Consider the following 26,240-nt stretch of genomic DNA (forward strand, 5'->3'; position numbering starts at 1 on the left):
CTGAGGGGTGACCACTCGGGGCGATTACCGAGGGCCGACTACCGAGGGCCCGCTACCGAGGGCAGGCTCCTGGGCCCGGCCGGCAGCCCGCTGCGGTCGAGGAGCGCATGGAGGCGTTCGGCGGACAGCGCCGGGTTGGCGGCCGCACCCTCGGCGAGCCCCGGGTCGGCCAGCAGCGATTCGACCAGGCCCCGGGGCAGCCTCGGGTTCGCCGCCGCCGCCCGTCGAACGCGCGGGTCAGGGTCGGCCAGCCGGTGGACGGGCGGTCGGGCGAGGCCGGAGTCGGCGGCGGCCAGCGCGCGGACCTCGGCGTCCTCGTGGTCGAGGAGGTCGGCGAGCCCGGTGCGGGGGAGCCGGGGCAGGGTGAGCAGGTAGGGGCGTTGCCGCGGTGTGGCGATGAAGGCGTCGAGGACGGTCGCGGGCGGCGCCAGCGGATGGTTGTAGGCGAGGATGTGCCGCACGTCCGGGTCCGGATCCCGGGCCAGGCGGTGCACCAGTCCCTCCGGCAGGCGGGGGCAGGTCGCGGCGACCCGGCGCAGCACGGCCTCCGGGGATCCTGCGCACGCCTCGTACCAGCTCGTCTCCGGCTCGACGAACATCTCCGGGGCCGGGCCGACGCATTCGGCCGACAGTCCGATGACCCGGTCGATGGCACTGCGTTGCGCCCAGGTGCGGGGGAGGGGGTGCAGCAGGGCCCGGGCCCGCACGGCGCTGTCCGGGTCCTGGGCCAGTTCGGCCAGGAGCGCCGGACCGACATCGGCCCGGGAGGCCACGCGCTCGCGCACCTGCGGATCGGGGTCGCGCGCCAGGCGGGCGACGATCTCCGCGGGCGTGTGACGGTTCCCGGCCAGCGACCGGAGGTCGCGGCGTTCGGCGAGGCACCGTTGGGCCATCGCGGGGGAGACGGCGTAGTTGATGAGGATCAGGTTCCGGCTGTGGCACTCCTGGTCCGGCAGGTCAGCCTCCATCGCCAGCGGGTCCAGCACCCGGCTGTTCCGCCGCGCGGCCTCGGCCACGGCCGGCACCGCGTCGGCCAGCAGCGCCTCGCGTTGCGCGTCGGTGAGGGCGAGCCACAGGGAAGCGGCCTGCGCCCGCAGCCGGGGGTTCGGATGACCGGGCAGCCCGCGCCGGAAGGACTGCGGGATCTGCTGGGAGAACGCCAGCTCGGCGGCGATCTCGTCGGCGGTCAGGAAGGCGCCCGGGTGATCGCCGTCCCGTGCCGTCAGCAGGACCTCCAGCACGTCGTCGGGCAGCGCCTCGACCGCGCCGAACCGCGGGCGCGGCCCCGACGCCAGCCTGACGCGGACCAGGGCGTCGGGATCGTCGACCATCCGGCCGCGCTGCTCCGGGGCCACGAACCGGTTCCGGGCGAACGCCTGACGCACCTCCCGCGAGGGGTGTGCGACCACCGCCTCGATCACCGCCGCGGGAAGCGCCCGCTCTCCGCACAGGACCGCCCACACGGCGTGCGCCGCCGGATCCAGCAGCCGCAGCAGAACGCCGGCCGGCGCGCCCGGATTGGCCGCGACACCGCGCAGCCAGGCGTCGGCGAGAGGGGAGGAGGTCATCCGCACATCCTCTCACCGCCCGGCCCCGGTGCCCCGGCCGCCCCGTGAGCTGCCGGCCGGTGAACTCGCTTATGCCGTCGGCTGGTTGGGCGCGGGTGGGGTCAGCCGACCTCCCGGACCTGCTCGGCCTGCTCGCCTTGGTGGGCCGGTTGGGCCGGTCGGGCCTGTTCGGTTCTGCTCGGGTGCCGCGGCCGGGCGGCCGTGGGCCGTCGGCACGAGGTAGCTCCGCTTGCGCCCGTCCGTGCCGGTGAGCCGGCCCCCGTTGGCCTCGATCACGCGCCGCGACGCGGTGTTCGTCTCGTCGAAGGTCAACAGCGCCTCGGCGATGCCGAGCGCGGCGGCGACCGGCAGGGCGGCGGCGAGCATCGCGGTCGCGTGCCCCCGGCGGTGGGCGCTCGGCCGCACGTCGTAGCCGATGTGCCCGCCGACCCGCGCCGGACGCGGTGTCAGCCGGTGGCGGATGGCGAGCCGGCCCAGCACCTCGCCGCCCTCGACCCACCGCGGCGTCGTCATCCGCGCGGGCCCCGGGCATCCCGGGTGCTCGCCGAGCGCACCGAGCCGGCGGCGCGCCCGGACAGACGTCTCCGTAGCCGTCGTGCAGTGCGTCACCGGTGGGCATCAGTACTCCTCCTCCGCGGCGGCGCACCGCTGCTTCCGGGCCGGCAGGTCCTCGCCCCGACGGTCAGCCCTTGCCGCCCGCCTTGAGGACCTGTGCCGCGGCCACGCCCGCCGCGCTGTTGCCGTGGCCGCCGCCCTCGACCTCGGCGGCGACGGCGAGGTCGCCCTGGTAGGCGATGAACCAGCTGTTGGTGGCCTGGCCGGAGCCCGCTTCGGCGGTGCCGGTCTTGGCGCCGACCTGGCCGGACAGGCCGGACATCGGGGCGCGGGCGGTGCCCTGGGTGGCGGTCTTGGCCATCATCGTGCGCAGGTCCCGGGCGACGTCCGAGGGGAGCCTGCCGGGTGCTGTCACGCGTTTGGCGTCCTCGCGCAGGACCGGCTGGCGAAACGTTCCGCTCTGCACGGTGGCGGCGACCGAGGCCATCAACAGTGAGTTGACCTGGATCTGCCCCTGGCCGATGTACCCGGCGGCCGCCTCGTCCTTGTTCCCCGGCACCGGAACGGTGGCGTCCCGGCTCGGGATGCCGATGTGCCACTCCAGGCCGAGGCCGAACTGCTCGCGGGCCACCTTGGCGAGCGTGCCCGGCTGCAGCTTCTCCAGGCCCTTGTCGATGAAGCCGGTGTTGCAGGAGTGGGTGAAGTCGTCGGTGAGCGTGTACGAGGGGAAGTTGCCGGCGTCGTCGTTGTGCCAGACCCGCGGGGAGTAGGTGGTCTCCTTGCACGGCACCACCGTGTCCGGCGTCACCCCCTCCTGCAGCAGGGCGGCCGAGGTGATCACCTTCATCGTGGAGCCGGGTGCCTGGCCGCCCCCGACCGCGCGGTTGAAATTGAGCGGGGAGTAGGCCATCGCGAGGATGTGGCCGGTGCTCGGCTCGACGGCCACCAGCGAGGAGGGCTTGCCGCCCGCCGACTGCTGCTTCACCGCCTCCTCGGCGACCTGCTGGAGGTCGGCGTCCAGCGTGAGCTTGACCTGCGGCGCGGTCGGCGGGGTCAGCACGAACAGCTGCTCGGGCTCCTTCCCGGGGCCGCCCGAGATCACCACGGCCCGCCCGGCCACCACGGTCGCGCCGTCGGCCGGTGCGATCTGGGGCAGCACGGCACGCAGCGACGGGAAGCCTTCGAGCGGCTTGCCGTTGCGGTCGGTCGGCTTCGACACCGGGTCCGGCAGCGGCTTCACGCCGATCGTCCGGCCCGGGGCGAGGTGCGGGTGGATCACGGTCGGTGTCCAGCGCACCACGGCCCGGCCGTCCTTGGCTCGGACGACGCTCAGCGCGCTGTCGTACTCCCAGGCGCCCGTCGCGCCCTCGAACTCGGCCTTCACCCGGAAGCCGACGGCCGGTTCGCCCGTCGTGGCGCCCGCCGATCCGGCCGTCGTCCCGCCCGTCGTCCCGCCCGTCGTTCCGGCGGGAGCGGGCCCCGTCGCGGTCAGCGCGAGCGTGCGTGCCGCCACCTGGTCGTGGAACGCCGTCAGTGCGGCGCGGGCCGTCTCCGGGCTGTCCGTCAGCCCGGCGGCGGCCGGGACGTCCCCGCGGCCCCAGGCCGCCAGGAAGTCCTTCGCCACCGACGCGGCCTGTTCGGCGGTCGCCGGCTCGGCCGGGCCCTGCGCGGCGGTGGCGGTCCCCTGGCGGCCGTCGGTGCCCGGGGAACCGCCGTCGGTCACGGCGGTGACGATGTTGTACGCGCCGTACCCGCCGACCGCCAGCAGCGCGGCGAAGACCCCGCCCGCCGTCATCAGCAGCACCCGTTTCGCGGCCGGTCGGCGCGGTGCGTCCGCCTCCGACTCGACGTGGTCGTCGTCGAGTTCGGCGTGTCCGGCGTATCCGGTGTACTCGTCGGGCTCTTTCTCGTCGTGCATCGTTTCCCCCTGCGTCCATCGTGTGGCGGGCCCGCCCCCTCCGGCATCCTGGGCCGCCGCCCGGACGGCCGCTCGGCGGCCTGTTCGGGTGCGGACAGCGTATGCGGAGAGGGCGGGGCGGTCGACAGAGGGGCGGCCGGGGGCCCGGGCGTCAGGCCCAGGGGTCCGTGAAGGAGCGACCCGGGACGGGCTTGGCGATCAGGGCGATGGCGGTGAAGAAGTTGACCTGGCCGATGGCGATCATCAGGGTGGTGAGCTCCTTCTCGCCGTAGTGCTCGGCGACTTCGGCGTACAGCGCGTCGGGGACGCGCTCGCCGTGCGGGTTGGGCCGGAGGGCGGCGTCGGTCAGGGCGAGGGCGGCGCGTTCGGGGGCGGTGAAGTACGGCGAGTCCTGCCAGGAGGCCACCGAGGTGATCCGCTCCTCGCTCTCGCCGGCCTTGCGGAGGAAGCCGGTGTGCAGGACGGTCAGGTAGGTGCTGCCGGCGAGCTGGCCGGCGCGCAGCTGGACCAGGCTGATGGTGGTGCGGGGCACCGAACGGTTGCCGGTGGCCTTGAACAGGGCGGCCGAGACCTCGGCGAGTTCGGGGACGAGCGCCACCGGGTCCTGGCTCATGCGGGGGCGCAGCGGGACCTCGGTGGTGATCGATCGGGTGCTCATGTCGTGTTCCTCTTCGGATCTGTGGGATCTACGGGATCTGCCGGATCGGGATGATCGGGTGATCGAGGCGATCGGCGGTGCTGTCACCTTCCCGACGGATCGCGGAGTGGTGGTGTGACATCGCGGCCCGTCCGGTTTCGAGCGGGGCCGCGGACGCGGACGTGCTCACGGCCCGGCGCTCCGGGTTCCTGACGGCGGGTCGGTTCCTGCTCCGTGCCGGAGCGCCGGGGCCGTCCGGGTTCCGCCGACCGAGTGGCGGCCCAGCGCGGCGCCCCGCCGGGCCGTATGCGAACGGATACCGTACGGCGGGGCCGACCGGCCCCTGTTCGCTGCGCGGATGGGAGAACGCATGCCCGGGACCCGGCACATCGGAGACGGCAGGACCGGCCGATCGGCCCGATGGCTGACGGCCGCCCTGCTCGTACCGGCCCTCGCGGCCTGCGGCGGCGGGGGAGGCTCGGACAGCGGGCAGACCGGCAACGCGCAGACCGACAGCGGGCAGAGCAGCGGTTCACAGCCCGATGACCAGCGGACCAAGGCTCGCGAGATCCAGGGCAGTTTCCCGAACGCGGGTGAGGTCTCCGCCAGTGTGCGAGGCTCCGGCAGGAAGGCCGTCGTCACGGTGAAGAGCACCTCGCCGTCCCCGGTCCAGGCCCTTGTCAGCAACGTCACCGACTGCACGGAGAACGCCAAGCCTGCCACTCCGAGTAGCGCCGCCGTGACCGTGACCGACAGCGGAAGCGCCCCGGCCGAGTTCACCCTCCCGACGTCGAGTGCGGCGGACCGTCCGATCTGCTACACGGTGACCATCGACGGGGAGCGCCGGGACCTCCAGGCCGAGGGAACGCTCTCCGGCACACCGTCCCCCGGCGCGAGTACGACCGGCACGGACGAGACCAGCCCCGGCGGCACCAGCCCGAGCGGCGGGCCGACGAGCTCCGGCGGGGGCGACACCCCGTACGGAAGCACCGGGGGCACCGAGAGCGGGAGCACCCCCTGAGCCCTGCCGAGGAGGATCCGCCCGCCGGAGAAGGGGAGCGGCCTCCCGCCGAGGAACGGGCTCCCGAGGAGGGGGAGCTGACCCGTGATGTCGGGGAACGGCCCGCCGCGAGCCCGTGGAGCGGGTGGATCGCCACGCTCGCGAGCTGGATCGCCCCGACGACCTTCGTCACGGCACTGCTCTTCTTCTTCGGCTACGCCTACACCAACGCGCTCTACGGCTACTTCGGCATCGACGCCGCGACGCTCGGCTTCTCCACCCAGGAGCTCCTCCTGCGCAGTTCCTCGGCGCTCTACCTGCCTGCCGGGGTCGTCCTCAGCGCGGTGCTGGTGGCCGCTCTGGCGTTCCCGTTGGTGTCCGGCATCGCCCGCCGCCGTACCGGGGGTGCCCGGGCGCTGCGGTGGGCGTGCCTCGCCGTCGCCCTGCCGGTCTGCGCGCTGCTGGTGCTCGGCCTGCTGGCCGGGTTCGAGGCGATCGACGCCGGTCCGATGGGCACCCCGGTGCTGATCGGTGGTGCACTACTGCTCGCCCTCCTGGCGCGGCTGCTGTACGTGCGGGGCACCGGCGCGGCGTTCCCGGTGGCGGGGGAGCGGGCGGCGATGGGCGTCACGGTGGCGATCGTCGCGCTGTGCGCGTACTGGGCGGTCGGCAGCTACGCCCAGGAGAAGGGGGAAGCCGACGCCGAGCAGCTCTCCCGCAGCCTCGAACTGCGGCCGGCCGTCATGCTCGACACCTCGGAGCGGCTGTCGCTGGGCTGGCCCGGGGTGCGGGAGTCGCCGCTGCCGGACGTGGAGGCCGGGGCGCGGTTCCGGTACCGGTACGAGGGTCTTCGGCTGTTGGCGCAGGCCGGCAACCGGATGTTCCTGATCCCCCGGCGCTGGACCTGGGAGACCGGCAACGTCCTGGTCCTCCCGGTCGATTCCGGCATCCGGATCGCCTTCCACGCCGGCTGACACCCGGCCCGCTCACCGCTGCGCCGCGGTCCGTCCCCTCGACGGACCGCGGCGCAGCGGCTTCACCGGGCGTCAGTGCGCTCCGGTCCCGCGCCGATCACGCGGGTGCCGGCCGGGGCGTCCGGGGAGGCCGACGGGGTCGGCGTGGCGGACGAGCCGGCCCGGCCCTGACGGGCGGCGCGGGAAGGGGCGCCCGCCGGCAAGGGGGGCGACAACGGTCGCGCCGCGCTCCGTCAACTCCTACCACCGCGAGAAAAAGCGCCCCCTTCACGCCGTTCGAACGTCAACTTCGTGCGCGTATCGTCCGCCGATCGGGTCATTCATGGCGTTAACACGTCGAATGACTTCCCCTGTCGGTGGCTCCCGCTAGAGTCTCAGACGTTTCCAGTTGTTAGTCTGCGAAGAACGGGGGGCGCGTGCTGCCAGCCATCGCACGCCGGCTCGCCCATCCGCTCCTGCTCCTGGGCGTGCTCTGCACCGCCGTCGCGACCCTGCACTTCCACTGGGCGCCCGACCGGGTCTCGCCACTCGTCCTGATCGCGGTCATCGGATACCTGGCGGTGCTGGAGAGGGTGATCCCGTACCGCACCGACTGGCATCCGAGCCGCCGTGAACTCGGCTGGTACAGCGCCTACTTCGTGCTCAGCATGATCGGTGGCGCGCTGGCCCAGGGCCTGGTGTCGGCGTTGGTGGGGCTGCTCGGCCCCGCGCGCCCCGCGCTGCCCTTCGCGGTGGAGATCCCGCTCGCACTGCTGGTCGGCTCGCTCGGCGACTACCTCGTGCACCGCTGGTCGCACCGCAACCGGTGGCTCTGGAGACTGCACGGCGTGCACCACGTTCCGGCGAAGGTGAACGTCGCGAACAACGGCGTGAATCATTTCCTCGATGTCTTCGTCGCACAGTCCGTCGTCCAACTTTCGCTGGCGCTGATCGGATTCTCGGCGGATTCGGTGTTCGTGGTCGGAATATTCGTTCTGGCTCAGGGGTATTTCGTCCACGCGAACATAGACGTCCACCTCGGGCCGCTCGGCCACGTCCTCGCCGGCCCGGAACTCCACCGCCTCCACCACAGCACCGACCTCGGCGAAGCCGGCCACTACTCCTCCGACCTCTCGCTGTGGGACCACGTGTTCGGGAGCTTCACCTGGCGGCCCGGGCGAGCGCCCACGGCTGTCGGCCTCACCGACCCGGCCTCGTTCCCCGCCACCGGTGAGCTCGGCGCCACCCTGCTGCACCCCTGGCGCCGGGCGAAGCCCACCGAGCAGTCCGTCTGACGACCTCCGGCCCGCGCAGCCGCCCCTCCTGCCCGTGTCCCCGGCGCCACGCCATCACCCTGGGATTGGACCATGACTTCCTCGCCCTTCGCCGTGCCCCGCGAGCCCATCGCGATCACCGGTATCGGCTGCCGCCTGCCCGGACACGCCAACGACCACCGGACCTACTGGCGCAATCTGATCGAGGGCCGGGACTGTCTCACCGACACGCCCGCCGACCGGTACGACACCGGCACCCTGGGCAGCCGGGACCGGGCCAAGCCGGGGCGGCTGATCGGCGGCCGGGGCGGCTACATCGACGGATTCGACACCTTCGACCCGGACTTCTTCGGGATCAGCCCGCGCGAGGCCGAGCACATGGACCCGCAGCAGCGCAAACTCCTGGAGGTCAGCTGGGAGGCCCTGGAGGACGGCGGCCTGCGCCCCGGCGAGCTGGCCGGCCGCGAGGTCGGCGTCTACATGGGCGCCTTCACCCTCGACTGGAAGATCCTGCAGTTCGCCGACCTCGACTTCGGCACGATCGCCGCGCACACCGCCACCGGCACCATGATGACGATGGTGTCCAACCGGATCTCCCACTGCTTCGATTTCCGTGGCCCCAGCATCTCGATCGACACCGCGTGCAGCTCCTCGCTGGTCGCCGTCCACCTGGCCTGCCAGAGCCTGCTCCGAGGAGAGACCGAACTCGCGCTGGCCGGCGGCACGTTGCTGCACATGGCGCCGCAGTACACGATCGCCGAGACCAAGGGCGGCTTCCTCTCCGCGGACGGCCGCTCGCGCGCCTTCGACGCCTCCGCCGACGGCTACGTGCGGGCCGAGGGCGTCGGTGTGGTCGTGCTCAAGCGGCTCTCCGACGCGCAGCGCGACGGGGATCCGGTGCACGCCGTGATCCTCGGCAGCGGCGTCAACCAGGACGGCCGCACCAACGGCATCACCGTCCCCAACGCGGACGCCCAGGTCACCCTGATCGAACGGGTCTGCGCGGAGGCCGGCGTGCTGCCCGGCAGCCTGCAGTACGTCGAGGCGCACGGCACCTCCACCCCGGTCGGCGACCCGATCGAGGCGGCCGCGCTCGGCCGGGTGCTCGGCATCGGCCGCCGCTCCGGGGACCGCTGCTACGTCGGCTCCGTCAAGACCAACATCGGGCACACCGAGGCCGCGGCCGGAGTCGCCGGGCTGATCAAGACCGCGCTCGCGCTCAAGCACCGCCGCATCCCACCGCACCTCAACCTGGAGCACCCCAACCCCGGCATCGACCTGGCCGCGCTGCCCTTCGAGATCCCGACCGAGCCGGTCGACTGGCCCGAGCACCGCGGCCCGGCGCGCGCGGGCGTCAACTCATTCGGCTTCGGCGGCACCAACGCGCACGTCCTGCTGGAGGAGCCCCCGCGCCCCGAGCCGGCCGTACCGGTGGCCGCGCCGGTCCGCACCGTCCTGCCGCTGAGCGCCAAGGACGCCGCCGGGCTGCCCGAACTCGCCGCGGCCGTACGCCAGGAGCTCGCCGCCGGGGTGTCGCTGACCGACCTCGGCCACACCCTGGCGCACCGCCGCCAGCACCTGCCCGAGCGGCTCGCGGTGGTGTACGCCTCCCGGCAGGACCTGGACGAGGCGCTGGCGGCGTACGAACGCGGCGAGGAGCACCCGAGGGTGGTCCGGGGCCGCGCGCGGGAGCGCCGACAGCGACGCCTGGCCTGGGTGTTCACCGGCATGGGCCCGCAGTGGTGGGGGATGGGCCGGGGACTGTACGAGAGCGAGCCGGTCTACCGGGAGGCCGTCCGGGCCGTCGACCGGGAGATCCGCGAGCAGGCCGACTGGTCGCTGCTGGCAGAACTGGGCCGGGACGAAGCCGACTCCAGGATGGCCGAGACGTGGCTGGCCCAGCCCGCCAACTTCGCCGTCCAGGTGGGCCTTTCGGCACTGTGGCGGAGCCACGGACTGCGCCCCGACGCCGTGGTGGGCCACAGCACCGGTGAGGTCGCGGCCTTCCACGAGGCGGGCGTGTACGACCTGGCCGACGCCGTCCGGGTGGTGCTGTCCCGCAGCCGGCTCCAGCAGCGGCTGGCCGGCACCGGCACGATGCTCGCGGTCGGCCTGCCCGAGGCGGAGGCGGAGCGGCGGATCCGCCCCCACCGCGGCCAGGTCTCGCTCGGGGCGGTCAACAGCCCGTCCGCGGTGACCCTGGCCGGGGACGCCGAGGCACTGCGCGAGCTGGCCGGGGAGCTGGCCGCGCAGGGTGTGTTCGCCCGCCTGCTCGACGTCGAAGTCCCCTACCACAGCGTGCGGATGGACCCGATCCGGGACGAGCTGATCGCCGCGCTCGCCGCCCTCAAGCCGCAGGAGGCGCGGCTGCCGCTCTACCTGACCGCGCGGGAAGCCCTCGCCAAGGGGCCCGAGCTGGACGGCGGGTACTGGTGGCAGAACGTCCGCAACCCGGTGCGCTTCCGGGCCGCCGTCGAGCGGATGGCCGAGGACGGCCACGGCCTGTTCCTGGAGGTCGGCCCGCATCCGGTGCTCGGCCACGCGATCCGCGAGTGCGCGGACCAGGCGCACACCGTGGCGTCGATCCGCCGCAGCCGGGACGAGACGGAGACCTTCACCCGGAGCCTCGCCGAACTCCACACCCTGGGCGTCGACTTGAGCTGGGACGCGCTGCACCCGGCCGGGCGCCCGGTGCCGCTGCCGACGTACCCGTGGCGGCGCGACCGGTACTGGGCGGAGCCCAAGCCGGTCGAGCAGATCCGGCTCGGGCAGGTCGACCACCCGTTGCTCGGCCGCCGCACGGCCGGCGCCCAGCCCGGCTGGACCACCGCGCTCGACCCCGAGCGGCTGCCCTACCTCGGCGACCACCGGATCGAGGGCCAGGTCGTCTTCCCGGCCGCCGGGTACCTGGAGATGGCCGCGCAGGCCGTGCGCGCCCTCACCGGCGGCACCGAGGTGGTGCTCGCCGAGATCGAACTGAACCGGGCGCTGTTCCTCTCCGAGACCGAGCCCGTCACCGTCCGGCTCGGCTACGCGCCGGAGGACGCCCGCTTCACCATCGCCTCCACCCCGGCCGGCGCCGAGCCGGCGGTGCACGCGTGCGGCCGGGTACGCACCGGCCAGCGGCGCTCGTACGGCCCCGCGCTGGACGCCGAGCCGGTGCGCGCCCGCGGCCGGCACCTCGACGGACCGGACTGCTACCGGCAACTGGCCGAGCGCGGCTACGACTACGGGCCCGCCTTCCAGGCCATCGAGGAGGTGTGGACGGGCCCCGGCGAGGCCCTCGCCCGGATCCGGCCGACCGACCTCCTCGGCCCCGACGCGGCCGACCACCACCTGCACCCCGTCCTGCTGGACGCCTGCTTCCAGACCCTGCTCGCCACCACCCTGCACGCGCCCGAAGGCGGCAGCGTCCGGCTGCCCGTCTCCATCGAGGAGGTCCGGCTCGACGAGATCGGCGACCGGCCGCTCTGGGCGCACGCCACCGTCACCCGGGACGGCGGCGGGGAACTCGTCGGCGACATCGCGCTGCACGCCGAGGACGGCACCCCGCGCGGCCGGATCACCGGCTTCCGGGTCGCCGACGTGGCCCAGGCCCCGGCCTCCGTCGGCCTGGCCACCATCGACGGCTGGCTCACCGAACTCGCCTGGGTGGAAGCACCCGAGCCGCCCGCCGACCAGACCCGCGGCGACCTGCTGCTCTTCGCCGACGAGAGCGGCCTCGCCGAACGGCTGGCCGCCCTGGCCGCCGAGCACGGCGCCCGCTGCCACCTCGTCCGGCCCGGCGCCGACTACCGGCACGACGACGGCCGCTCGACCGTACGGCCCGACTCGGCCGAGGACGTGCGGCGCCTGCTCGCCGACCTCGACCCCGGCTACGGCACCGTCGTCCACCTCTGGAACCTCGACCTGCCCGCCCTGGACGCCACCACGCCCGACCGGCTCGGCGGGCTCGCCACCCTCGGCGCCTACTCCCTGATCGCACTCGCCCAGGCCCTGCCCGCCGCCCGCCCGGACGGCCGGCTGCACATCGTCACCCGGGGCACCCAGGCCGCCGTCCCCGGCGACCGGGTCGAACCCCTCGGCGGCCCCGCCTGGGGCATCGGACGCGTGCTGTGGCAGCAGGAACTCGTCGCCCAGCGCGGCAGCCTGATCGACCTCGACCCGGCCGTCGCCGCCCCCGAACAGGCCGCGGCACTGCTCGCCGAGCTCACCGCCCGGGACGAACAGGAGATCGCCCTGCGGGCCGGCGGCCGGCTCACCAGCCGGCTGCGGCAGGCCCAAGGCCTCACCCGGCCGCTGCCGCCCGTCCTGCGCCCCGACGGCAGCTACCTGGTCACCGGGGCCTTCGGCGCCCTCGGCCGGCTGCTCTGCCGCACCCTCGTCCGGCGCGGCGCCCGGCGGCTGATCCTGGTCGGCCGCACCGCCCTGCCCGAGCGCTCCGAGTGGGCGCACACCGACCCGCAGACCCCCGCCGGGGAGCGGATCGCCTTCCTGCGCGAACTCCAGGCACTCGGCGCCGAACCGCTGCTCGCCCCGGTGGACGTCACCGACGAGGCCGCCCTCACGGCCTGGCTCGCCGACTACCGCGAGCGCCAGCGCCCGCCGATCCGGGGCGTGTTCCACCTCGCCGGGCAGGTCAAGGACACCCTGCTGGCCCAGATGGACCGCGCGGCCTTCGACGCCGGGTACGCCCCCAAGGTCGTCGGCGGCCACCTGCTGCACCGGCTGCTGCGCGACGAACCGCTCGACCACTTCGTGCTGTTCGCCTCCGTGGCCTCGCTGCTCACCACCGCCGGGCAGACCAACTACGCGGCCGGCAACGCCTTCCTGGACGCCCTCGCACACCACCGCCGGGCCGACGGCCTGCCCGCGCTCAGCCTGGACTGGGGCCCCTGGGCCACCGGCATGATCGAGGAACTGGGCCTGGTCGCCCACTACCGCGACGCCCGCGGCATGAGCTCGCTGCCGCCGGACGCCGGCACGGCCGTCCTGGAACGCGTCCTCGGCCAGGACCGCGCCCAGCTGCTCGTCGCCACCGTGGTCGACTGGCCGACCTTCCTCGCCTGGTACCCGGCGCCGCCGCCGCTGGTCGCCGACCTGGCGGCGAGCGCCGCCGAACAGGCTCCGGCCGAGACCGGCGGATTCCTCGACGCCTACCGGGCGGCCGACCCGCCGACCAGGCAGGAGCTGGTCACCGAGCGGTTCACCGCCGCCGCGGCCGCCGTGCTGCGGATCGGCGCCGAACGGATCGACACCGACACCAGGCTCGGGGCACACGGCCTCGACTCGCTGCTCGCGATGGAACTGCGCGCCCGCGTGCACGGCGAACTCGGCGTCGCCCTGCCGGTGGTGGCCCTGCTCAGCAACGGCAGCGTCGGAGACCTGGTCGACCTGCTCACCGAGGGCCTGAGCGAGCGGCTCGCTGCCGTCGACGGCGGCCCGGCGCGGGCCGAGGTCGAGCTGCACACCGACGAGTCCCGCTACCCGCTCACCCACAACCAGCAGGCGCTCTGGTTCCTGCGCCAGCTGCACCCGGACGGCTTCGCGTACAACATCGGCGGCGCCGTCGAGGTCCGGGCCGTGCTCGACCCCGTGCTGGTGTTCGCGGCGTTCCGCTACCTGGTCGCCCGCCACCCCGGGCTGCGCGCCGCGTTCACGGCCGAGGAGGGCCGGCCCGTCCAGCGCATCCGCGCGGAGGCGGTGGCCGACACCGGGCTGTTCGACGTCGAAGGCCGGCCGTGGGAGGAGATCCACGAGCTGATCGTCCGCGAGTACCGGCGGCCGTACGACCTCGCCGAGGACCCGCTCGTCCGACTCCGCCTGTTCCGGCGCGGGCCGGACCGCTGGGTGCTGATGAAAGCCGTCCACCACATCGTCTCCGACGCGATCTCCACCTTCACCTTCATCGAGGAACTGTTCGAGGTCTACGAGGCGCTGCGCCAGGGCCGCACCCCCGAACTGCCGCCGGTGGCCGCCCGCTACCTGGACTTCCTCAACCACCAGAACCGCTTCCTGGCCGGACCCGAGGCGCAGCGGATGCTCGACTACTGGCGCGGCCACCTGCCGGCCGAGATGCCGGTGCTGGCGCTGCCGACCGACAAGCCGCGGCCGGCCGTGCAGACCCACAACGGAGCCTCCGAGTTCTTCCGACTGGACGACGAACTCACGGCCCGCGTGCACGAACTGGCCCGGGCGAACAACGCCACCCCGTTCATGGTGCTGCTCAGCGCCTACTACCTGCTGCTGCACCGCTGGTCGGGGCAGCCGGACATCGTGGTCGGCAGTCCGGTCACCGGCCGCACCCAGGAGGAGTTCGCCTCCGTCTACGGCTACTTCGTCAACCCGCTGCCGCTGCACGTGAGCCTGGCCGGGGAACCGACCGTGGCCGAACTGCTGGCCCGGGTGCGGGAGAGCGTGCTCGGCGGGCTGGACAACCAGGAGTACCCCTTCCCGCTGCTCGTCGAGCAGTTGGGGCTGCAGCACGACCCGAGCCGATCCGCCGTGTTCCAGGCGATGTTCATCCTGCTCACCCACAAGGTCGCCGTGGAACGCTTCGGATACCGCCTGGAGTACATCGAACTCCCGGAGGAAGAAGGGCAGTTCGACCTCACCCTGTCCGCCTACGAGGACCGCGCGGACGGCTGCTTCCACTGCGTCTTCAAGTACAACTCCGACCTCTTCGAGCCCGCCACCGTCCAGCGGCTGGCTGCGCACTACCGCAACCTGCTGGAGGCCATGACCGGTGCCGCCCAGGACGAGCCGGTCGGGCGGCTGCGGATGCTGGACGCGGCCGAACGGCGCCGGATCCTCACCGGGTTCAGCGGCGTCGAGCGCCGGATCGACCACGACACCCCGGTGCCCGAGCTGATCGCCAAGGCCGCCGCCGAACACCCCGAGGCCGTCGCGGTGGTCGCGCCCGGACGGGACGAGGTCCGGCGGCTGACCTACGGCGAGCTGGACCGGCGCTCCCAGCGCACGGCCGCGCGGCTGCGCGAACTCGGCGTCGTAGAAGGCTCGGTGGTCGCCGTCTGCCTCGAGAAGTCGCCCGAGCTGATCACCACCCTGCTGGGGATCTGGCGGGCCGGCGCCGCCTACCTGCCGCTCGACCCCGGCCACCCGGCCGACCGGCTGGCCTTCCAGGTGGCCGACGGGGGAGCCTCCCTGGTCGTCGTCGACGAACGGCACCCGCTGCCCGCCGAACTGCCCGCCCGCCCGGTCACCCTGGAGGAACTGGACCTGCCGCCCGCCGCCGCCGGGCCGCTGCCCGCCGCAGACCCGCACCGCGCTGCGTACGTGATCCACACCTCGGGCTCCACCGGCCGTCCGAAGGGCGTACGGGTCGACCACCGCAACCTCGCCGCCGTCACCGCGGGCTGGCGCGCGGAGTACCGGCTGGACACCGAGGCCCGAGTGCACCTGCAGATGGCCGGCACCGCCTTCGACGTGTTCTCCGGCGACCTCGCCAGGGCCCTCGCCACCGGCGGCACACTCGTCCTCGTCGACCGGGAACTGCTCTTCGACACCGCCCGGCTGTACCGGGTGATGCGCGAGGAAGCAGTGGACAGCGCCGAGTTCGTGCCGGCGGTCGCCCGCGCGCTCCTGGCGCACTGCGAACGCGACGGCCTGCGCCTGGACTTCATGCGGCTGCTGATCGTCGGCTCCGACTCCTGGAAAGCCGCCGAGCACCGACGGCTGCGCGCCCTGTGCGGCGAGCGGACCCGGCTGGTCAACTCCTACGGCCTCACCGAGGCCACCGTCGACAGCACCTACTACGAAGGCGCGGCGGACGGCCTGGAGCCCGGCCGGATGGTACCCATCGGCCGGCCCTTCCCGAACAGCGCGCTGTACATCCTCGACCCGTACGGCGAGCCCGTCCCCGCCGGAGTGCCCGGCGAGCTGTGGATCGGCGGCGCGGGCGTCGCGGCCGGCTACCCGGGCGCCCCGGAGCAGACCGCCCGGCGCTTCACCACCCTCGAACTCGACGGCACGCCCCTGCGGCTCTACCGCACCGGCGACCTCGGCGCCTGGGACACCGAGGGCACCGCGCACCTGCTCGGCCGGATCGACAACCAGGTCAAGGTCCGCGGCCACCGGATCGAACCGGGCGAGATCGAAGCCCACCTCACCGCCCGCCCCGAACTCGCCCAGGCCTGCGTGACGGTCCGCCAGGACCCCTCCGGCGAGGCGGCGCTGGTCGCGTACGTCGTCCCCGCCGAGGGCACCGAACTGGACCGCAGGGAACTGCGCCGCCACCTGGCCGAGCACCTGCCCACCGTGATGATCCCCTCCTACCTCACCGAACTGCCCGTCCTGCCGCTCACCCCGAACGGCAAGGTCGACCTCGCCGCCCTGCCCGAGCCGAAGGCCGACACCGGCGGCGCCCAGCACGAACCGCCCGCCACCCTCTACGAAACCCGGGTCGCCGAGCACTGGCGGAACCTCCTCGGCCTCGAAGAAGTCGGCCTCCAACACGACTTCTTCGAACTCGGCGGCAGCTCCATCCGGCTCATCGAGCTGATCCACCACCTGCAGACCGAGTTCAACATCAGCATCCCGGTGGGCCTGCTGTTCAAGGTCACCACCCTGCACGGCATGGCCCGCACCGTCGAGCAGATCATCACCGGCGAGGTGGCAGGCGCCCAGCCCCACCTCTGGTTCAACCCGGAGGCGGCCGACGACCGAACCGTCTTCTGCTTCCCCCCGGCCGGCGGCCACGGGCTGGTCTACCGGCAGCTCGCCGCGCACCTGCCGGAGCACCGGATCGCCGCCTTCAACTACCTGACCGGCGACGACAAGACCGCCCGCTACGCGGACCTGGTCGAGGAACTGCACCCGGCCGGGCCGTACGTCCTGCTCGGCTACTCGCTCGGCGGCAACCTCGCCTTCGAGGTGGCCAAGGAACTCGAACGACGCGGCCGAACGGTGGGCTCGGTGCTGCTGGTGGACGCCTACCGGGCCGTGGACGCCTTCGACCTCGGCGAGGAGCACGTCGCCGCCTTCGAACGCGAACTGCGCGAACACCTGCACCGCCACACCGGCTCCCGGATCGTCGCCCAGGAGACCCTCGAACAGGCCAGGGACTACCTGGAGTTCTGCAGCCGCACCCCCAACACGGGCACCGTGAACGCCCACCTCGACGTGGTCTGCGAGCGCGAGCGGCTGGACGTGCACGTGGGCGGCGAGGAAGGCTCCTGGCACGGCGCCTCCACCACCGGCACCGCCGTCCACGCCGGGCACGGCAGCCACGCCGAGATGCTCGACGGCGAATTCGCCGCCCGCAACGCCGAACTGGCGGGCGCCATCCTGGCCGGAGGCGCCGTCGATGGCCGCGGCTGACCGCGGACCGGACTGGTCCGGCAGGGAGCGGCCCCCCGGCGGGCCGCCCCGAGTGATCGTCATCGGGGCCGGCCTGGCCGGCCTCGCCACCGGCTGCTACGCGCAGATGAGCGGCCTGGAGACCCGCATCTTCGAGAAGCACGTCCTGCCCGGCGGCTGCTGCACCGCGTGGTCCCGGCACGGCTACCTGTTCGACTACTGCATCGACTGGCTGATCGGCACCGCCGAGGGCACCGGGGCGCACCAGGTGTGGCGCGAACTCGGCGCCCTCGACGGCAAATCCGTGACCCGCTTCGACACCTTCAACCGGGTCGTCGACGAACACGGCCGCGCCGTCACCTTCTTCGGCGACCCGGACCGGCTGGAACACCATCTGCTGGCCCTCGCACCCGGCGACGCCAAGCCGATCCGGGCCTTCTGCCGGGACCTGCGCCGCTTCGCCGCCATCGACCTGCCCTGGGACCTCACACCGCCGCCGCTGCGCACCCCGGCCGAGCGGCTGCGCACCCTGCGCACCGTCCTGCCCGCCTTCCGGCTGTTCTGGCGCACCGCGACCACCCCGATGAGCGGCTTCGCCGAGCGCTTCCAGGACCCGCTGCTGCGCCGGGCCTTCCCCAACATGTTCCTGCAGGAGCCGGCCGGCTTCCCGCTGCTGCCCTACCTGTACACGCTGGCCGCCGCGCACAACGGCAACGCCGGCTTCCCGCAGGGCGGCTCGCTCGGGCTGGCCCGTTCGGTGGAGGAGCGGTACACCTCGCTCGGCGGCCGGATCGGCTACCGCTGCCGGGTGGAGCGGATCCTGATCGAGGACGGGCGCGCCGTCGGCGTGGAACTGCGCGACGGCACCCGGCACTTCGCCGACCACGTGGTCGCCGCCTGCGACGGCCCGACCGTCCTCGACCGGCTGCTGGAGGGCCGGTACTCCAGCCCCGCCACCGACCGGCTCTACGGCGAGCTGCTCGACAAGCCGGGCAACCTGTACCCGGCCGTGGTCTCCGCCTTCGTCGGTATCGACGGACCGCTGCCGGAAGGCGAACCCCACAGCACCACCTACCTGCTGGCACCCGAGGAGGGCGCCAGGCTGCCCGGCTCGCTGCAGCACAGCCTCGTGGTGCAGATGCGCTCGTCCTACGCGGAGGGCTTCGCGCCGCCCGGCAAGTCGGTGCTGCACTGCACCTACTTCAGCGACTACCGCTCCTGGAAGGACCTGCGGGTCCGGGACCGCCGGGCCTACCGGGCGCGCAAGCAGGAGGTCGCCGCGTTCGTCCGGGAGTTCCTGGAGCGGACCCACCCCGGACTCGGCCCGCGGATCGAACTGGTCGACGTGGCCTCCCCGGTGACCACCGAGCGGTTCACCGGCAACACCTACGGCAGCATCCTCGCCTGGCAGGCCTTCTCGGAGGCCGAGGACGCCGCCAACCGGCTCGTCAACCGGGACCGGATGCGACTGCCGGGGCTGCGCGGCTTCTCCATGGCCGGGCAGTGGACCTCCCTCGGCGGCCTGATCCGCGCCGCCACCAGTGGACGCTACGCCGCGCAGTACCTCTGCCGGGAACTCGGCCGGCCGTTCCGGGCCTGGCCCAGCGACAACCAGGAACCCTGGCACGCGGGCAAGTGGGGCCGCCTGCCGCAACTCGACCGGGCCACCGTGGGAGTACCGGAATGACCCCCAGCGAGAACACCAGCGGGACCACCAGCGGGACCACCGGCAGGACGCCCCGCGAGACCACCGGTGAGACCGCCGGGGCGGATGCCGGCCGGCAGACCATGGTCATCATCGGCGGCGGGCTCGGCGGCCTGTCCACCGGCTGCTACGCGCAGATGAACGGCTACCGCACCCGGATCCTGGAGATGCACGAGATCCCCGGCGGCTGCTGCACCGGCTGGGACCGCGGCGAGTTCACCTTCGACTGCTGCGTCAGCTGGCTGCTGGGCAGCGGGCCGGGCAACGAGATGCACCGGATCTGGCTCGAACTCGGCGCGTTGCAGGGCAAGCAGATGCGCAACTTCGACGTGTTCAACGTGGTGCGCACCCGGGACGGCCGGGCGGTCCACTTCTACTCCGACCCGGACCGGCTGGAAGCCCACCTGCTCGCACTCGCACCGGAAGACGCCCGGCAGATCCGGCAGTTCTGCGCCGGCCTGCGCAAGTTCCGCCTGGCACTGGCCCGTTACCCCTTCCTCAAGCCGGTCGGGCTGATGGGTCGGTGGGAGCGATGGCGGATGCTCGCCTCCTTCCTGCCCTACTTCAACGTCATCCGGCGCTCGATCACGGTCCTGATGAGCGACTACTCGGCGCGGTTCAAGAGCCCGCTGCTGCGCGAGGCGTTCAACTTCATCCTCTACGAGAAGCACCCCAACTTCCCGGTGCTGCCGACGTACTTCCAACTGGCTTCGCACGCAGGGCAGTCGGCCGGCGTCCCGGAGGGCGGCTCGCTCGGCCTGGCGAACTCGATCGAGCAGCGGTACCGGCGGCTCGGCGGCGAGATCAGCTACAACACCAAGGTGGCCGAGATCCTGGTCGAGCAGGACCGGGCGGTCGGGGTGCGGCTGACCGACGGCCGGGAGGTGCGGGCGGACATCGTGGTGGCGGCCTGCGACGGCCGCACCACCATGCTGGACCTGCTCAAGGGCCGCTACCTGAACGACACCTACCGGCGGCTCTACACCAAGACCATCACCGAACCCGGCATGGTCTTCCCCGGCTACGTGACCGTCTTCCTCGGCCTGCGCCGGCCCTTCCCGGCCGGCGACCCGTGCACCACCTACCTGCTGGAGGACGAGGTCGCCGCCAGGCTCACCGGCATCCGGCACCCCAGCATCAACGTCCAGTTCCGCAGCCGGCACTACCCGGAGCTGTCCCCGGCCGGGACGACCGTGGTGTACGCCAGCTACTTCTGCGACATCGCCCCCTGGCGCGCCCTGAGCTCCGGCCCCGAGCAGGCGCCCCGGCGGCGGCGCGGCGAGGAACTGCACACCCTGCCGGTCGGCCGCGGCCGGGAGTACCAGCGGGAGAAGCGCCGGGTGCGCGACACCCTCATCGAGTTCCTGGACGACCACCACCCCGGCCTCAAGGAGGCGGTGGCGGTCAAGGACGTCTCCACCCCGCTGACCCAGGTCCGCTACACCGGCAACTACGACGGCACGGTGCTGGGTTGGCAGCCCTTCGTGGAGAGCGGCGAGACCCTGGAGGAGGAGATCAAGCGGAACGGCCCGGGGCTGCCCGGTCTCGCGAACTTCTACCTCTCCGGCGTCTGGGCGACCACCGGCGGCCTCATCCGCGCGGCGGCGGCCGGTCGCCACGTCGTCCAGTTCATCTGCCGGGACGACCACAAGCCGTTCACCGCCGAGGTGGACGACAGCGCGCCGCCGCCCACCCTGCTCATCGACCCGGTCGGACCCGTCGACCGGCAGTTTGGAGTCACCTCGTGAGAATCGAGAAGTGGATCGTCCGGGAGCACGTGGACGGCGTGCCGGACGTCGACCGGATGTACCGGAAGGTCGTGGAGGAGGTGGACGTCCGGCTCGCCGCCGACGAGATGCTGCTGCGCACCCGGTACGTCTCGGTCGACCCGTACCTGCAGGGCATCGCACTGGACACCCCGATCGGCGACCACATGGGTGCCGACTCGATCATGGAGGTGCTGGAGGCCGGGCCGGCCGCGCCGTTCGCGGTCGGTGACCTGGTGCAGGGCTTCGGCGGCTGGCGCAGCCACGTGATCGGCAACGGCGCGCCCAGGCTCTGGCAGACCGGCACCTTCCCGATGGTCTTCCCGGCCTTCCGCCGGCTGGACCCCGGCCACTACGACGACGACCTGCCGCTCTCCACCGCGCTCGGCGTCCTGGGCGGTCCGGGGATGACGGCCTGGGGCACGGTGGAGAAGTTCCTGGACGTGCGTCCCGAGTCGACCGTCCTGGTGAGCGGGGCCTCCGGGGCCGTCGGCTCACTGGTGGGGCAGTTGGCGAAGCACCGCGGCGCCCGGGTGATCGGCACCACGGCGACACCGGAGAAGGCCGAGCGGCTGTGGGAGCTGGGCTTCGACGCCGTACTGCTGTACCGCGACGGTGACGCCCCGGAGCGGCTGCGGAAGGAACTCGCCGAACTCGCCCCGGACGGCGTCGACCGCTACTTCGACAGCCTCGGCGGGACGCTGACCGACGTGGTCTTCGGCATGCTGGCGGTGGACAGCCGGGTGGCCGTCTGCTGGCAGTGGGGGAGCCAGGTCGGCGGCGACTGGGCGGGCCCCCGGCTGCTGCCGATGATCATGTACCCGCGCACCACGATCCGGGGCATCTTCTCGCTGGAGTGGTTCACCGAGGAGAACTGGGCCGCACTGAGGCGGGACTTCGGCGCGCTGGTCCGCAGCGGGGAGCTGCGCTACCAGCAGACCGTGCACCAAGGCTTCGACAGCATCCCCGCCGCCTACCGCAGCCTCTACGTGGACCGTTCGGCGAACCGGGGAAAGGTGCTGGTCGAGCTCTGACCGGACGGGGCGGTGCGGTCCGGTGCGGGGCGGTGGAAGTGGCAGCGGTAGCGCGGAGTGTCGGAGGCTTGACCTGTCGGAGGCCTGACGGGCGGTGGGCCCCTCGGGTAGGTGCCGAGGGGCCCGCCGGGCGGCGTCAGTTCAGCGCGAACCAGGTGCTGCGGGACTTCTTCCACTCGGGATGGGTGAGGTCCTTGGCGTCGGTGCCGTCGTGGTACAGGTCGGCGGAGCCGTCGTCGGTGATCAGCTGGGCGCGGGCGCCCGGGGCGTCCAGGTCCGGGACGTCCGCGACGGCCTCCCAGGCGCCGTACTCGCCGGTCGGCAGGTCGAGCAGCTTGACCGGCCGGGAGTCGGCCCGGCCGTTCCAGCGGTAGAGGGCGTACGGGGCGGAGTTGTCCTCGGCGGCCCAGGAGCCGGCCACGATCAGGTACTGGCCGAGCCCGTTGCGGCGGAGGTCGCGGATCGAGAGCCCGCCGAGGTCCAGCTCGATCGGGTCACCGAAGGTCGCATGGGCATCCGAACCGTCCAGCAGCGACGGGAAGTTGGTGACGGGGACCAGCAGGGCCCGGCCGCCGGTGACGGCGGGGGTGAGCGGCGCGCGGAAGCCGACGTAGGCGGTGGTCGTGCTGCCGGGGGCGAACTCCAGGCCCTCGACGTTGAATCCGTCGATCTGCTTGGGCGCCTGGCCCTCGGCGGCGCCCGCCGCGAAGCCGTAGCGGTCGCCGTGGGCGGAGTCCCAGGAGATCAGGTCGTCCCGGAGACCGTCGTACGAACCGGCGAGTGAGAGCTGGGTGGTGGCGCCGGAGCCGGTGATCGTGGTGGCGAAGACGGTGTGCCGGTCGGGCTTGACCACGCCGTCCTTGTTGTTGCCGAGGGAACCGGTCCAGTAGATGGTGTCGCCGACCCGGGTCGCGGCCTCGATGTCGATCTCCTTGGAGACTCCGAGGGCGGTGCTGAAGTCCCAGGTGTGCAGCGGGGCACCGGAGCCGGCGCGGTCGTACAGTCGCAGGGTGTTGGACTCGTCGTCGCCCACCACGAGGTAGCCACCACCCGCGTCCACCGCGGCCGAGGCGTCGCTGGAGCCGGTCAGGTAGCGGCTCGTGGCGGAGTTCGGCACGGCGGCGGAGGCGGCGTAGTGCAGGGTGCGGGTGGCGCTCTTGCCGCCCAGGCCGGTGACCTTGACGGTCAGGTCGGTGTAGCCGACGCCCTGGGCGGTGACTGCCAGGCTGCGGGTGCCGCCGGTGCCGGTCACCGTCACGTCGCCGGTGCGGGCCACCGCCGTGCGGGTGCTGGCCGAGGCGGCGACGGTCAGTGCCGAGGCCGAGGCGCCGCTCTGGGCCACCGTGACGGTCACGGTCGGATCGCCGGTGGCACCGACCGCGCCGGAGAGGTAGCCGGTCGAGAACGTGATCGTCGGGGTGCCGTACGAGACCGCCGAGGCCGGGGCGGCGGGCAGGGCGAGAACGGGCACCGCCGCGACGGCGACGGCCAGTGGCAGCAGGCGGCGGGGGGAGTGCGACACGGTGGCAACCCTTCGACGGGTGGGAGTCGGCGGAGGTTGCCAGCTTGGGGGCGTTCGGCGAACGCCGACCCTACGGCGGCCCTCCGTCGGCGAACGGGCGGGCGAACAGCGGGGCTTGAGGCGGTTGCCGAGGAGTGCGTGCGGGTGGGGGCGGGTCGGTGCGGGTGCCCGCAGGGTAGGTGCGGCCCGGTGCGCGGGTCGGGGCAGGTTGTGTGTGGTGGGGGGCGGGGGCGTCAGGGTTCTGTGCGAGCGAGGAGGAGCGGGCCGAGCACCTGGGTGCCGGGGCCGACCCGGCCGCCGGGGCCGGGCAGTGCGGTGGTGTTGGCGGCGGTGATCGGGCCGCCGCAGTGGCCGCAGGCCGTCACGGGCGTGGTGTCGTGCCCGCAGTCGAGGTGGTGGATCCTGGCCGGAGGGCCGGCCTGGCCCGCGTACCAGCGGTCGCCCCAGGCCATCAGGGCCATCAGGACGGAGTGCAGCTCGGAGCCCTTCTCGGTGGCCCGGTACTCCTCGCGCGGCGGGTGCTCCTGGTAGCGCTCGCGGACCAGCACGCCGTCCTCGACCAGCCGGGACAGCCGGGCGGCCAGGACCTTGCGGGAGATGCCCAGGTCGTGGGCGAGGTCGTCGAAGCGGTGGATGCCGGTGAGCACGTCCCGCATGATCAGCGCCGTCCAGGCGTCGCCGAACAGGTCGGTGGCGCGGGCGATGGAGCAGGCGACGTCGGCGAGCGAGGTGCGGGTCATGGTGGCCAGCCTAGTCGGGTTCCCCGAGGAAACCCGCGGCTGATAGGTTCCTTCAGGGAACCTGAAGCATCGAGAGCGTCCGTAGGGAGTTCAGCCATGCGCACCACCCCACACATCGAACTCGACGCACCCACCCCGGAGGCGATCGACGGACGGCACATCCGCGCCCTGTCGTTCCAGGCGGTCCGGATGGAGTACCTGGCCGAGGTCGCCCCGGGCGGCGAGGGCCGCCGGGCCCTGGTGGTCGGCGGCGGGCGCGGCCTGGTCGCCGCCGGACTGGCCGGGGCCGGCTACCGGGTGACCGCCGTGGACCCGTCCCCGGTGGCCACCGCGTACGCCCGGGAAGCGCACCGGCGGGACGGCCTGGCGATCGCCGACCTGGTCGCGCGGGCCGAGGAACTGCCCTTCGACGAAGGAGGGTTCGACCTGGTCTACGGCGCCGACACGTTGGAGGTCACCGCCGACCTGGACGGCGTCCTCGGCGAGGTGGCCCGGGTGCTCGCCCCGGGCGGGGCCTTCGTCTACGACACCGTCAGCCGTACCGCGCTCTCCAGGCTGGTCTACCTCGGCGCGTTCCAGGCCGTCCCGATGACCCGGATCATGCCGCCCGGCCGCTACCGCGCCGACCGGCTGCGCACCCCGGCCGAGGTCGGCGCCGCGCTCGCCCGGCACGGCCTGCGCAGCCGAGACGTCCGGGAGTTCAAGCCGCGGAGCGCACTCGGCCTGGTCCGGGCGGTCATGGGCCGCCGGAGCGGTCGGATCACCGACGCGGAGATCCCGCCGCTGGTCGACTTCGTGCTGTCGCCGACCGCCCGGCCACAGGTCACCTACCTCGGATGGGCGGTGAAGCCGCAGTGAGGCCAGTGAGGCCGCAGCGGGGTCGGAACGGAGTTCGCGGCGAAGTCGCACCGCCGCCTGGGAGAGGTCGTGGGCACGTCCCGGACGCGGCCCGGCCGGTGACGCGGGGCCGGGCCGCGATCCGGGCTAGGCCGTGATCCCGGCGGTCCGCAGGCGGGCGAGGACGGCGCCCCACTCGGGGGCCACCGGCTCGGTGCGGCGGGTGCCGACGCCCTTGTCCTTGAAGCCGCTGGAGGTCGACACGCAGACCACCGGGCCGTCCGACAGGTCCGGCTCGCCGAGGCTGCGCAGACCGGCCAGACCGGCCGCCGCGGACAGCTCCGTCCACAGCCCGGCCCGGGCCAGTTCGCCCTGGGCGTCGGCCAGTTGGCCGTCGTCCAGGGTCAGGGCCCGGCCGCCGCTCGTGCGCACCGCGACCACGCCCCGGTAGCCGTTGACCGGGGAGGCGATCGAGTAGGCGTCGCTCGGGCCGACCGGCACCCGCACGGCCGGCAGGTCCGCCGCGATCGCGCGGGCGAGCGGACCGGAGGCGGCGGTCTCGCACGAGTGGATCCGCGGCACCCGGTCGGTCAGTCCCAGGCGGCGCAGCTCGGCGAAGCCCTTCCAGACGCCGTACAGCAGCTCGCCGTAACCGGTGGGGACGAACACGGCGCTCGGCACGCCGACATCCTGGAAGATCTCGTACGCGACGGTCTTGTAGCCCTCGGGGCCGAAGGCGTGTCCGGTGTGGGTGGTGGTCAGATTGCTGACCGGGTGCAGGCCGAGGCGGTCGACCACCTGCCGCATCAGCGGCCAGCGGGCCTCCCACGGGACCGGGACGACCACCGCGCCGTAGGCGGTGAGGAAGGCGTCGACGTTCGGCGGCAGGTCCGGGCCGGTGAACACGACGCAGCGCAGCCCGGCGCGGGCGGCGTAGGCGGCGGCCGAGGCGCCGTGGTTGCCGGAGGAGGCGACCGCGATGCCGGGAGCGCCGACGCCCACGGCGGCGCTGGTGGTGCAGCGGTTCAGCCGGTCCTTGTGGCTCCAGGTGGGGTTGCGCGACTCGTCCTTGACGTACACCCCGGGTTCGATCTCGACCAGCGGCGTGGCGCCCTCGCCCAGGCCCGGCGCGAGCAGCGGCGGCAGCAGCGGGGCCCAGCGCTCCAGACCACCGCGGGTGGGGGAGGGGACGAACAGGCTCGCCGGGTCGGCCTTGTCGTAGGCGTAGTCGACCTCGACCGGGTAGGAGACGTCGTCGGTGCTCGTGCGCGGGCAGCCCGTGGTGAGCGGGGGCCAGAGCGGGAAGTCGAGGCCGGGGTCGCCGAGAGAACGCTGGCCGGTCGCGAGGGAGTCTGCCGGTGCCGTGTCAGTCGCCATGGCAGGAGACTAACCGGAGGGTTCGCGGCGGGGCCG

The 26,240-nt window shown here is 73.5% G+C and carries 15 protein-coding genes; 8 read left to right on the forward strand and 7 right to left on the reverse strand.

Annotated features, from left to right (window positions below; all coding sequences use genetic code 11):
* Positions 1 to 38 precede the first annotated feature (38 nt).
* The 4 genes from IF30_RS0111960 to IF30_RS0111975 all read right to left on the reverse strand — a co-directional run bounded on the left by IF30_RS0111960 (position 39) and on the right by IF30_RS0111975 (position 4,699).
* The gene (locus IF30_RS0111960) at positions 39 to 1,568 is read right to left on the reverse strand and encodes a hypothetical protein (RefSeq protein ID WP_051709963.1); all 1,530 of its coding nucleotides are present in this window, start codon (positions 1,566 to 1,568) and stop codon (positions 39 to 41) included.
* Between the two features lie 69 nt (positions 1,569 to 1,637).
* Positions 1,638 to 2,081, reverse strand: coding sequence for a GNAT family N-acetyltransferase (locus IF30_RS50555; RefSeq protein ID WP_078891333.1), 444 nt, complete (start codon positions 2,079 to 2,081; stop codon positions 1,638 to 1,640).
* Between the two features lie 169 nt (positions 2,082 to 2,250).
* Complete coding sequence (locus IF30_RS0111970) at positions 2,251 to 4,041, reverse strand: penicillin-binding transpeptidase domain-containing protein (RefSeq protein ID WP_051709967.1); 1,791 nt, start codon at positions 4,039 to 4,041, stop codon at positions 2,251 to 2,253.
* Between the two features lie 151 nt (positions 4,042 to 4,192).
* Positions 4,193 to 4,699 (reverse strand): carboxymuconolactone decarboxylase family protein, encoded by a 507-nt coding sequence (locus tag IF30_RS0111975; RefSeq protein WP_030236062.1) that lies wholly within the window; start codon positions 4,697 to 4,699, stop codon positions 4,193 to 4,195.
* 349 nt (positions 4,700 to 5,048) lie between these two features.
* On the opposite strand from IF30_RS0111975, the gene IF30_RS46555 reads away from it, so the two are divergent.
* The 7 genes from IF30_RS46555 (at position 5,049) to IF30_RS0112020 (ending at position 21,728) form a co-directional block, all read left to right on the forward strand.
* A complete protein-coding gene (locus IF30_RS46555; protein ID WP_030236065.1) occupies positions 5,049 to 5,699 on the forward strand; it encodes a hypothetical protein in 651 nt (216 codons plus the stop codon).
* Positions 5,700 to 6,022: 323 nt separating this feature from the next.
* On the forward strand, positions 6,023 to 6,652 hold the full coding sequence (locus IF30_RS0111990; protein WP_030236068.1) for a hypothetical protein: 630 nt from the start codon (positions 6,023 to 6,025) through the stop codon (positions 6,650 to 6,652).
* Between the two features lie 416 nt (positions 6,653 to 7,068).
* On the forward strand, positions 7,069 to 7,926 hold the full coding sequence (locus IF30_RS0112000) for a sterol desaturase family protein (RefSeq protein ID WP_234322682.1): 858 nt from the start codon (positions 7,069 to 7,071) through the stop codon (positions 7,924 to 7,926).
* 72 nt (positions 7,927 to 7,998) lie between these two features.
* Entirely contained in the window at positions 7,999 to 17,244 is a 9,246-nt protein-coding gene (locus IF30_RS0112005; protein ID WP_030236074.1) for a non-ribosomal peptide synthetase/type I polyketide synthase, read from the forward strand.
* On the forward strand, positions 17,231 to 18,910 hold the full coding sequence (locus IF30_RS0112010) for a phytoene desaturase family protein (protein ID WP_030236076.1): 1,680 nt from the start codon (positions 17,231 to 17,233) through the stop codon (positions 18,908 to 18,910). The genes IF30_RS0112005 and IF30_RS0112010 overlap by 14 nt, the downstream gene beginning before the upstream one ends.
* Positions 18,911 to 19,011: 101 nt before the next feature.
* Positions 19,012 to 20,676 (forward strand): phytoene desaturase family protein, encoded by a 1,665-nt coding sequence (locus tag IF30_RS0112015; RefSeq protein ID WP_030236078.1) that lies wholly within the window; start codon positions 19,012 to 19,014, stop codon positions 20,674 to 20,676.
* Positions 20,673 to 21,728: an MDR family NADP-dependent oxidoreductase gene (locus IF30_RS0112020; protein ID WP_030236080.1), complete on the forward strand. Its 1,056-nt coding sequence runs from the start codon at positions 20,673 to 20,675 to the stop codon at positions 21,726 to 21,728. Before IF30_RS0112015 ends, IF30_RS0112020 begins: the two co-directional genes overlap by 4 nt.
* 136 nt (positions 21,729 to 21,864) lie before the next feature.
* Here IF30_RS0112020 and IF30_RS0112025 read toward each other — a convergent pair whose 3' ends face one another.
* Positions 21,865 to 23,199 carry a hypothetical protein gene (locus IF30_RS0112025; RefSeq protein WP_420791137.1) on the reverse strand — a complete coding sequence of 445 codons (1,335 nt, stop codon included), beginning with the start codon at positions 23,197 to 23,199 and terminating at the stop codon, positions 21,865 to 21,867.
* Between the two features lie 284 nt (positions 23,200 to 23,483).
* A complete protein-coding gene (locus IF30_RS0112030; protein ID WP_030236085.1) occupies positions 23,484 to 23,990 on the reverse strand; it encodes a winged helix-turn-helix transcriptional regulator in 507 nt (168 codons plus the stop codon).
* A gap of 96 nt (positions 23,991 to 24,086) precedes the next feature.
* Here IF30_RS0112030 and IF30_RS0112035 point away from each other — a divergent pair, with 96 nt between their 5' ends.
* The gene (locus IF30_RS0112035) at positions 24,087 to 24,848 is read left to right on the forward strand and encodes a class I SAM-dependent methyltransferase (RefSeq protein ID WP_030236088.1); all 762 of its coding nucleotides are present in this window, start codon (positions 24,087 to 24,089) and stop codon (positions 24,846 to 24,848) included.
* A 126-nt stretch (positions 24,849 to 24,974) separates the two neighbouring features.
* Here the strand turns inward: IF30_RS0112035 and IF30_RS0112040 are convergent, their stop codons facing one another.
* On the reverse strand, positions 24,975 to 26,204 hold the full coding sequence (locus IF30_RS0112040) for a threonine synthase (RefSeq protein ID WP_030236091.1): 1,230 nt from the start codon (positions 26,202 to 26,204) through the stop codon (positions 24,975 to 24,977).
* Positions 26,205 to 26,240 lie beyond the last annotated feature (36 nt).

Source organism: Streptomyces sp. NRRL S-350 (assembly GCF_000719705.1).
Taxonomy (GTDB): Bacteria; Actinomycetota; Actinomycetes; order Streptomycetales; family Streptomycetaceae; genus Kitasatospora.

Coding starts and splice junctions, on each gene's coding strand:
- IF30_RS46555 (WP_030236065.1), top strand. CDS start 5,049: ATGCCCGGGACCCGGCACATCGGAGACGGCAGGACCGGCCGATCGGCC.
- IF30_RS0111975 (WP_030236062.1), bottom strand. CDS start 4,699: ATGAGCACCCGATCGATCACCACCGAGGTCCCGCTGCGCCCCCGCATG.
- IF30_RS50555 (WP_078891333.1), bottom strand. CDS start 2,081: ATGACGACGCCGCGGTGGGTCGAGGGCGGCGAGGTGCTGGGCCGGCTC.
- IF30_RS0112010 (WP_030236076.1), top strand. CDS start 17,231: ATGGCCGCGGCTGACCGCGGACCGGACTGGTCCGGCAGGGAGCGGCCC.
- IF30_RS0112030 (WP_030236085.1), bottom strand. CDS start 23,990: ATGACCCGCACCTCGCTCGCCGACGTCGCCTGCTCCATCGCCCGCGCC.
- IF30_RS0112005 (WP_030236074.1), top strand. CDS start 7,999: ATGACTTCCTCGCCCTTCGCCGTGCCCCGCGAGCCCATCGCGATCACC.
- IF30_RS0112040 (WP_030236091.1), bottom strand. CDS start 26,204: ATGGCGACTGACACGGCACCGGCAGACTCCCTCGCGACCGGCCAGCGT.
- IF30_RS0112035 (WP_030236088.1), top strand. CDS start 24,087: ATGCGCACCACCCCACACATCGAACTCGACGCACCCACCCCGGAGGCG.
- IF30_RS0111960 (WP_051709963.1), bottom strand. CDS start 1,568: ATGACCTCCTCCCCTCTCGCCGACGCCTGGCTGCGCGGTGTCGCGGCC.
- IF30_RS0112015 (WP_030236078.1), top strand. CDS start 19,012: ATGGTCATCATCGGCGGCGGGCTCGGCGGCCTGTCCACCGGCTGCTAC.
- IF30_RS0111970 (WP_051709967.1), bottom strand. CDS start 4,041: ATGCACGACGAGAAAGAGCCCGACGAGTACACCGGATACGCCGGACAC.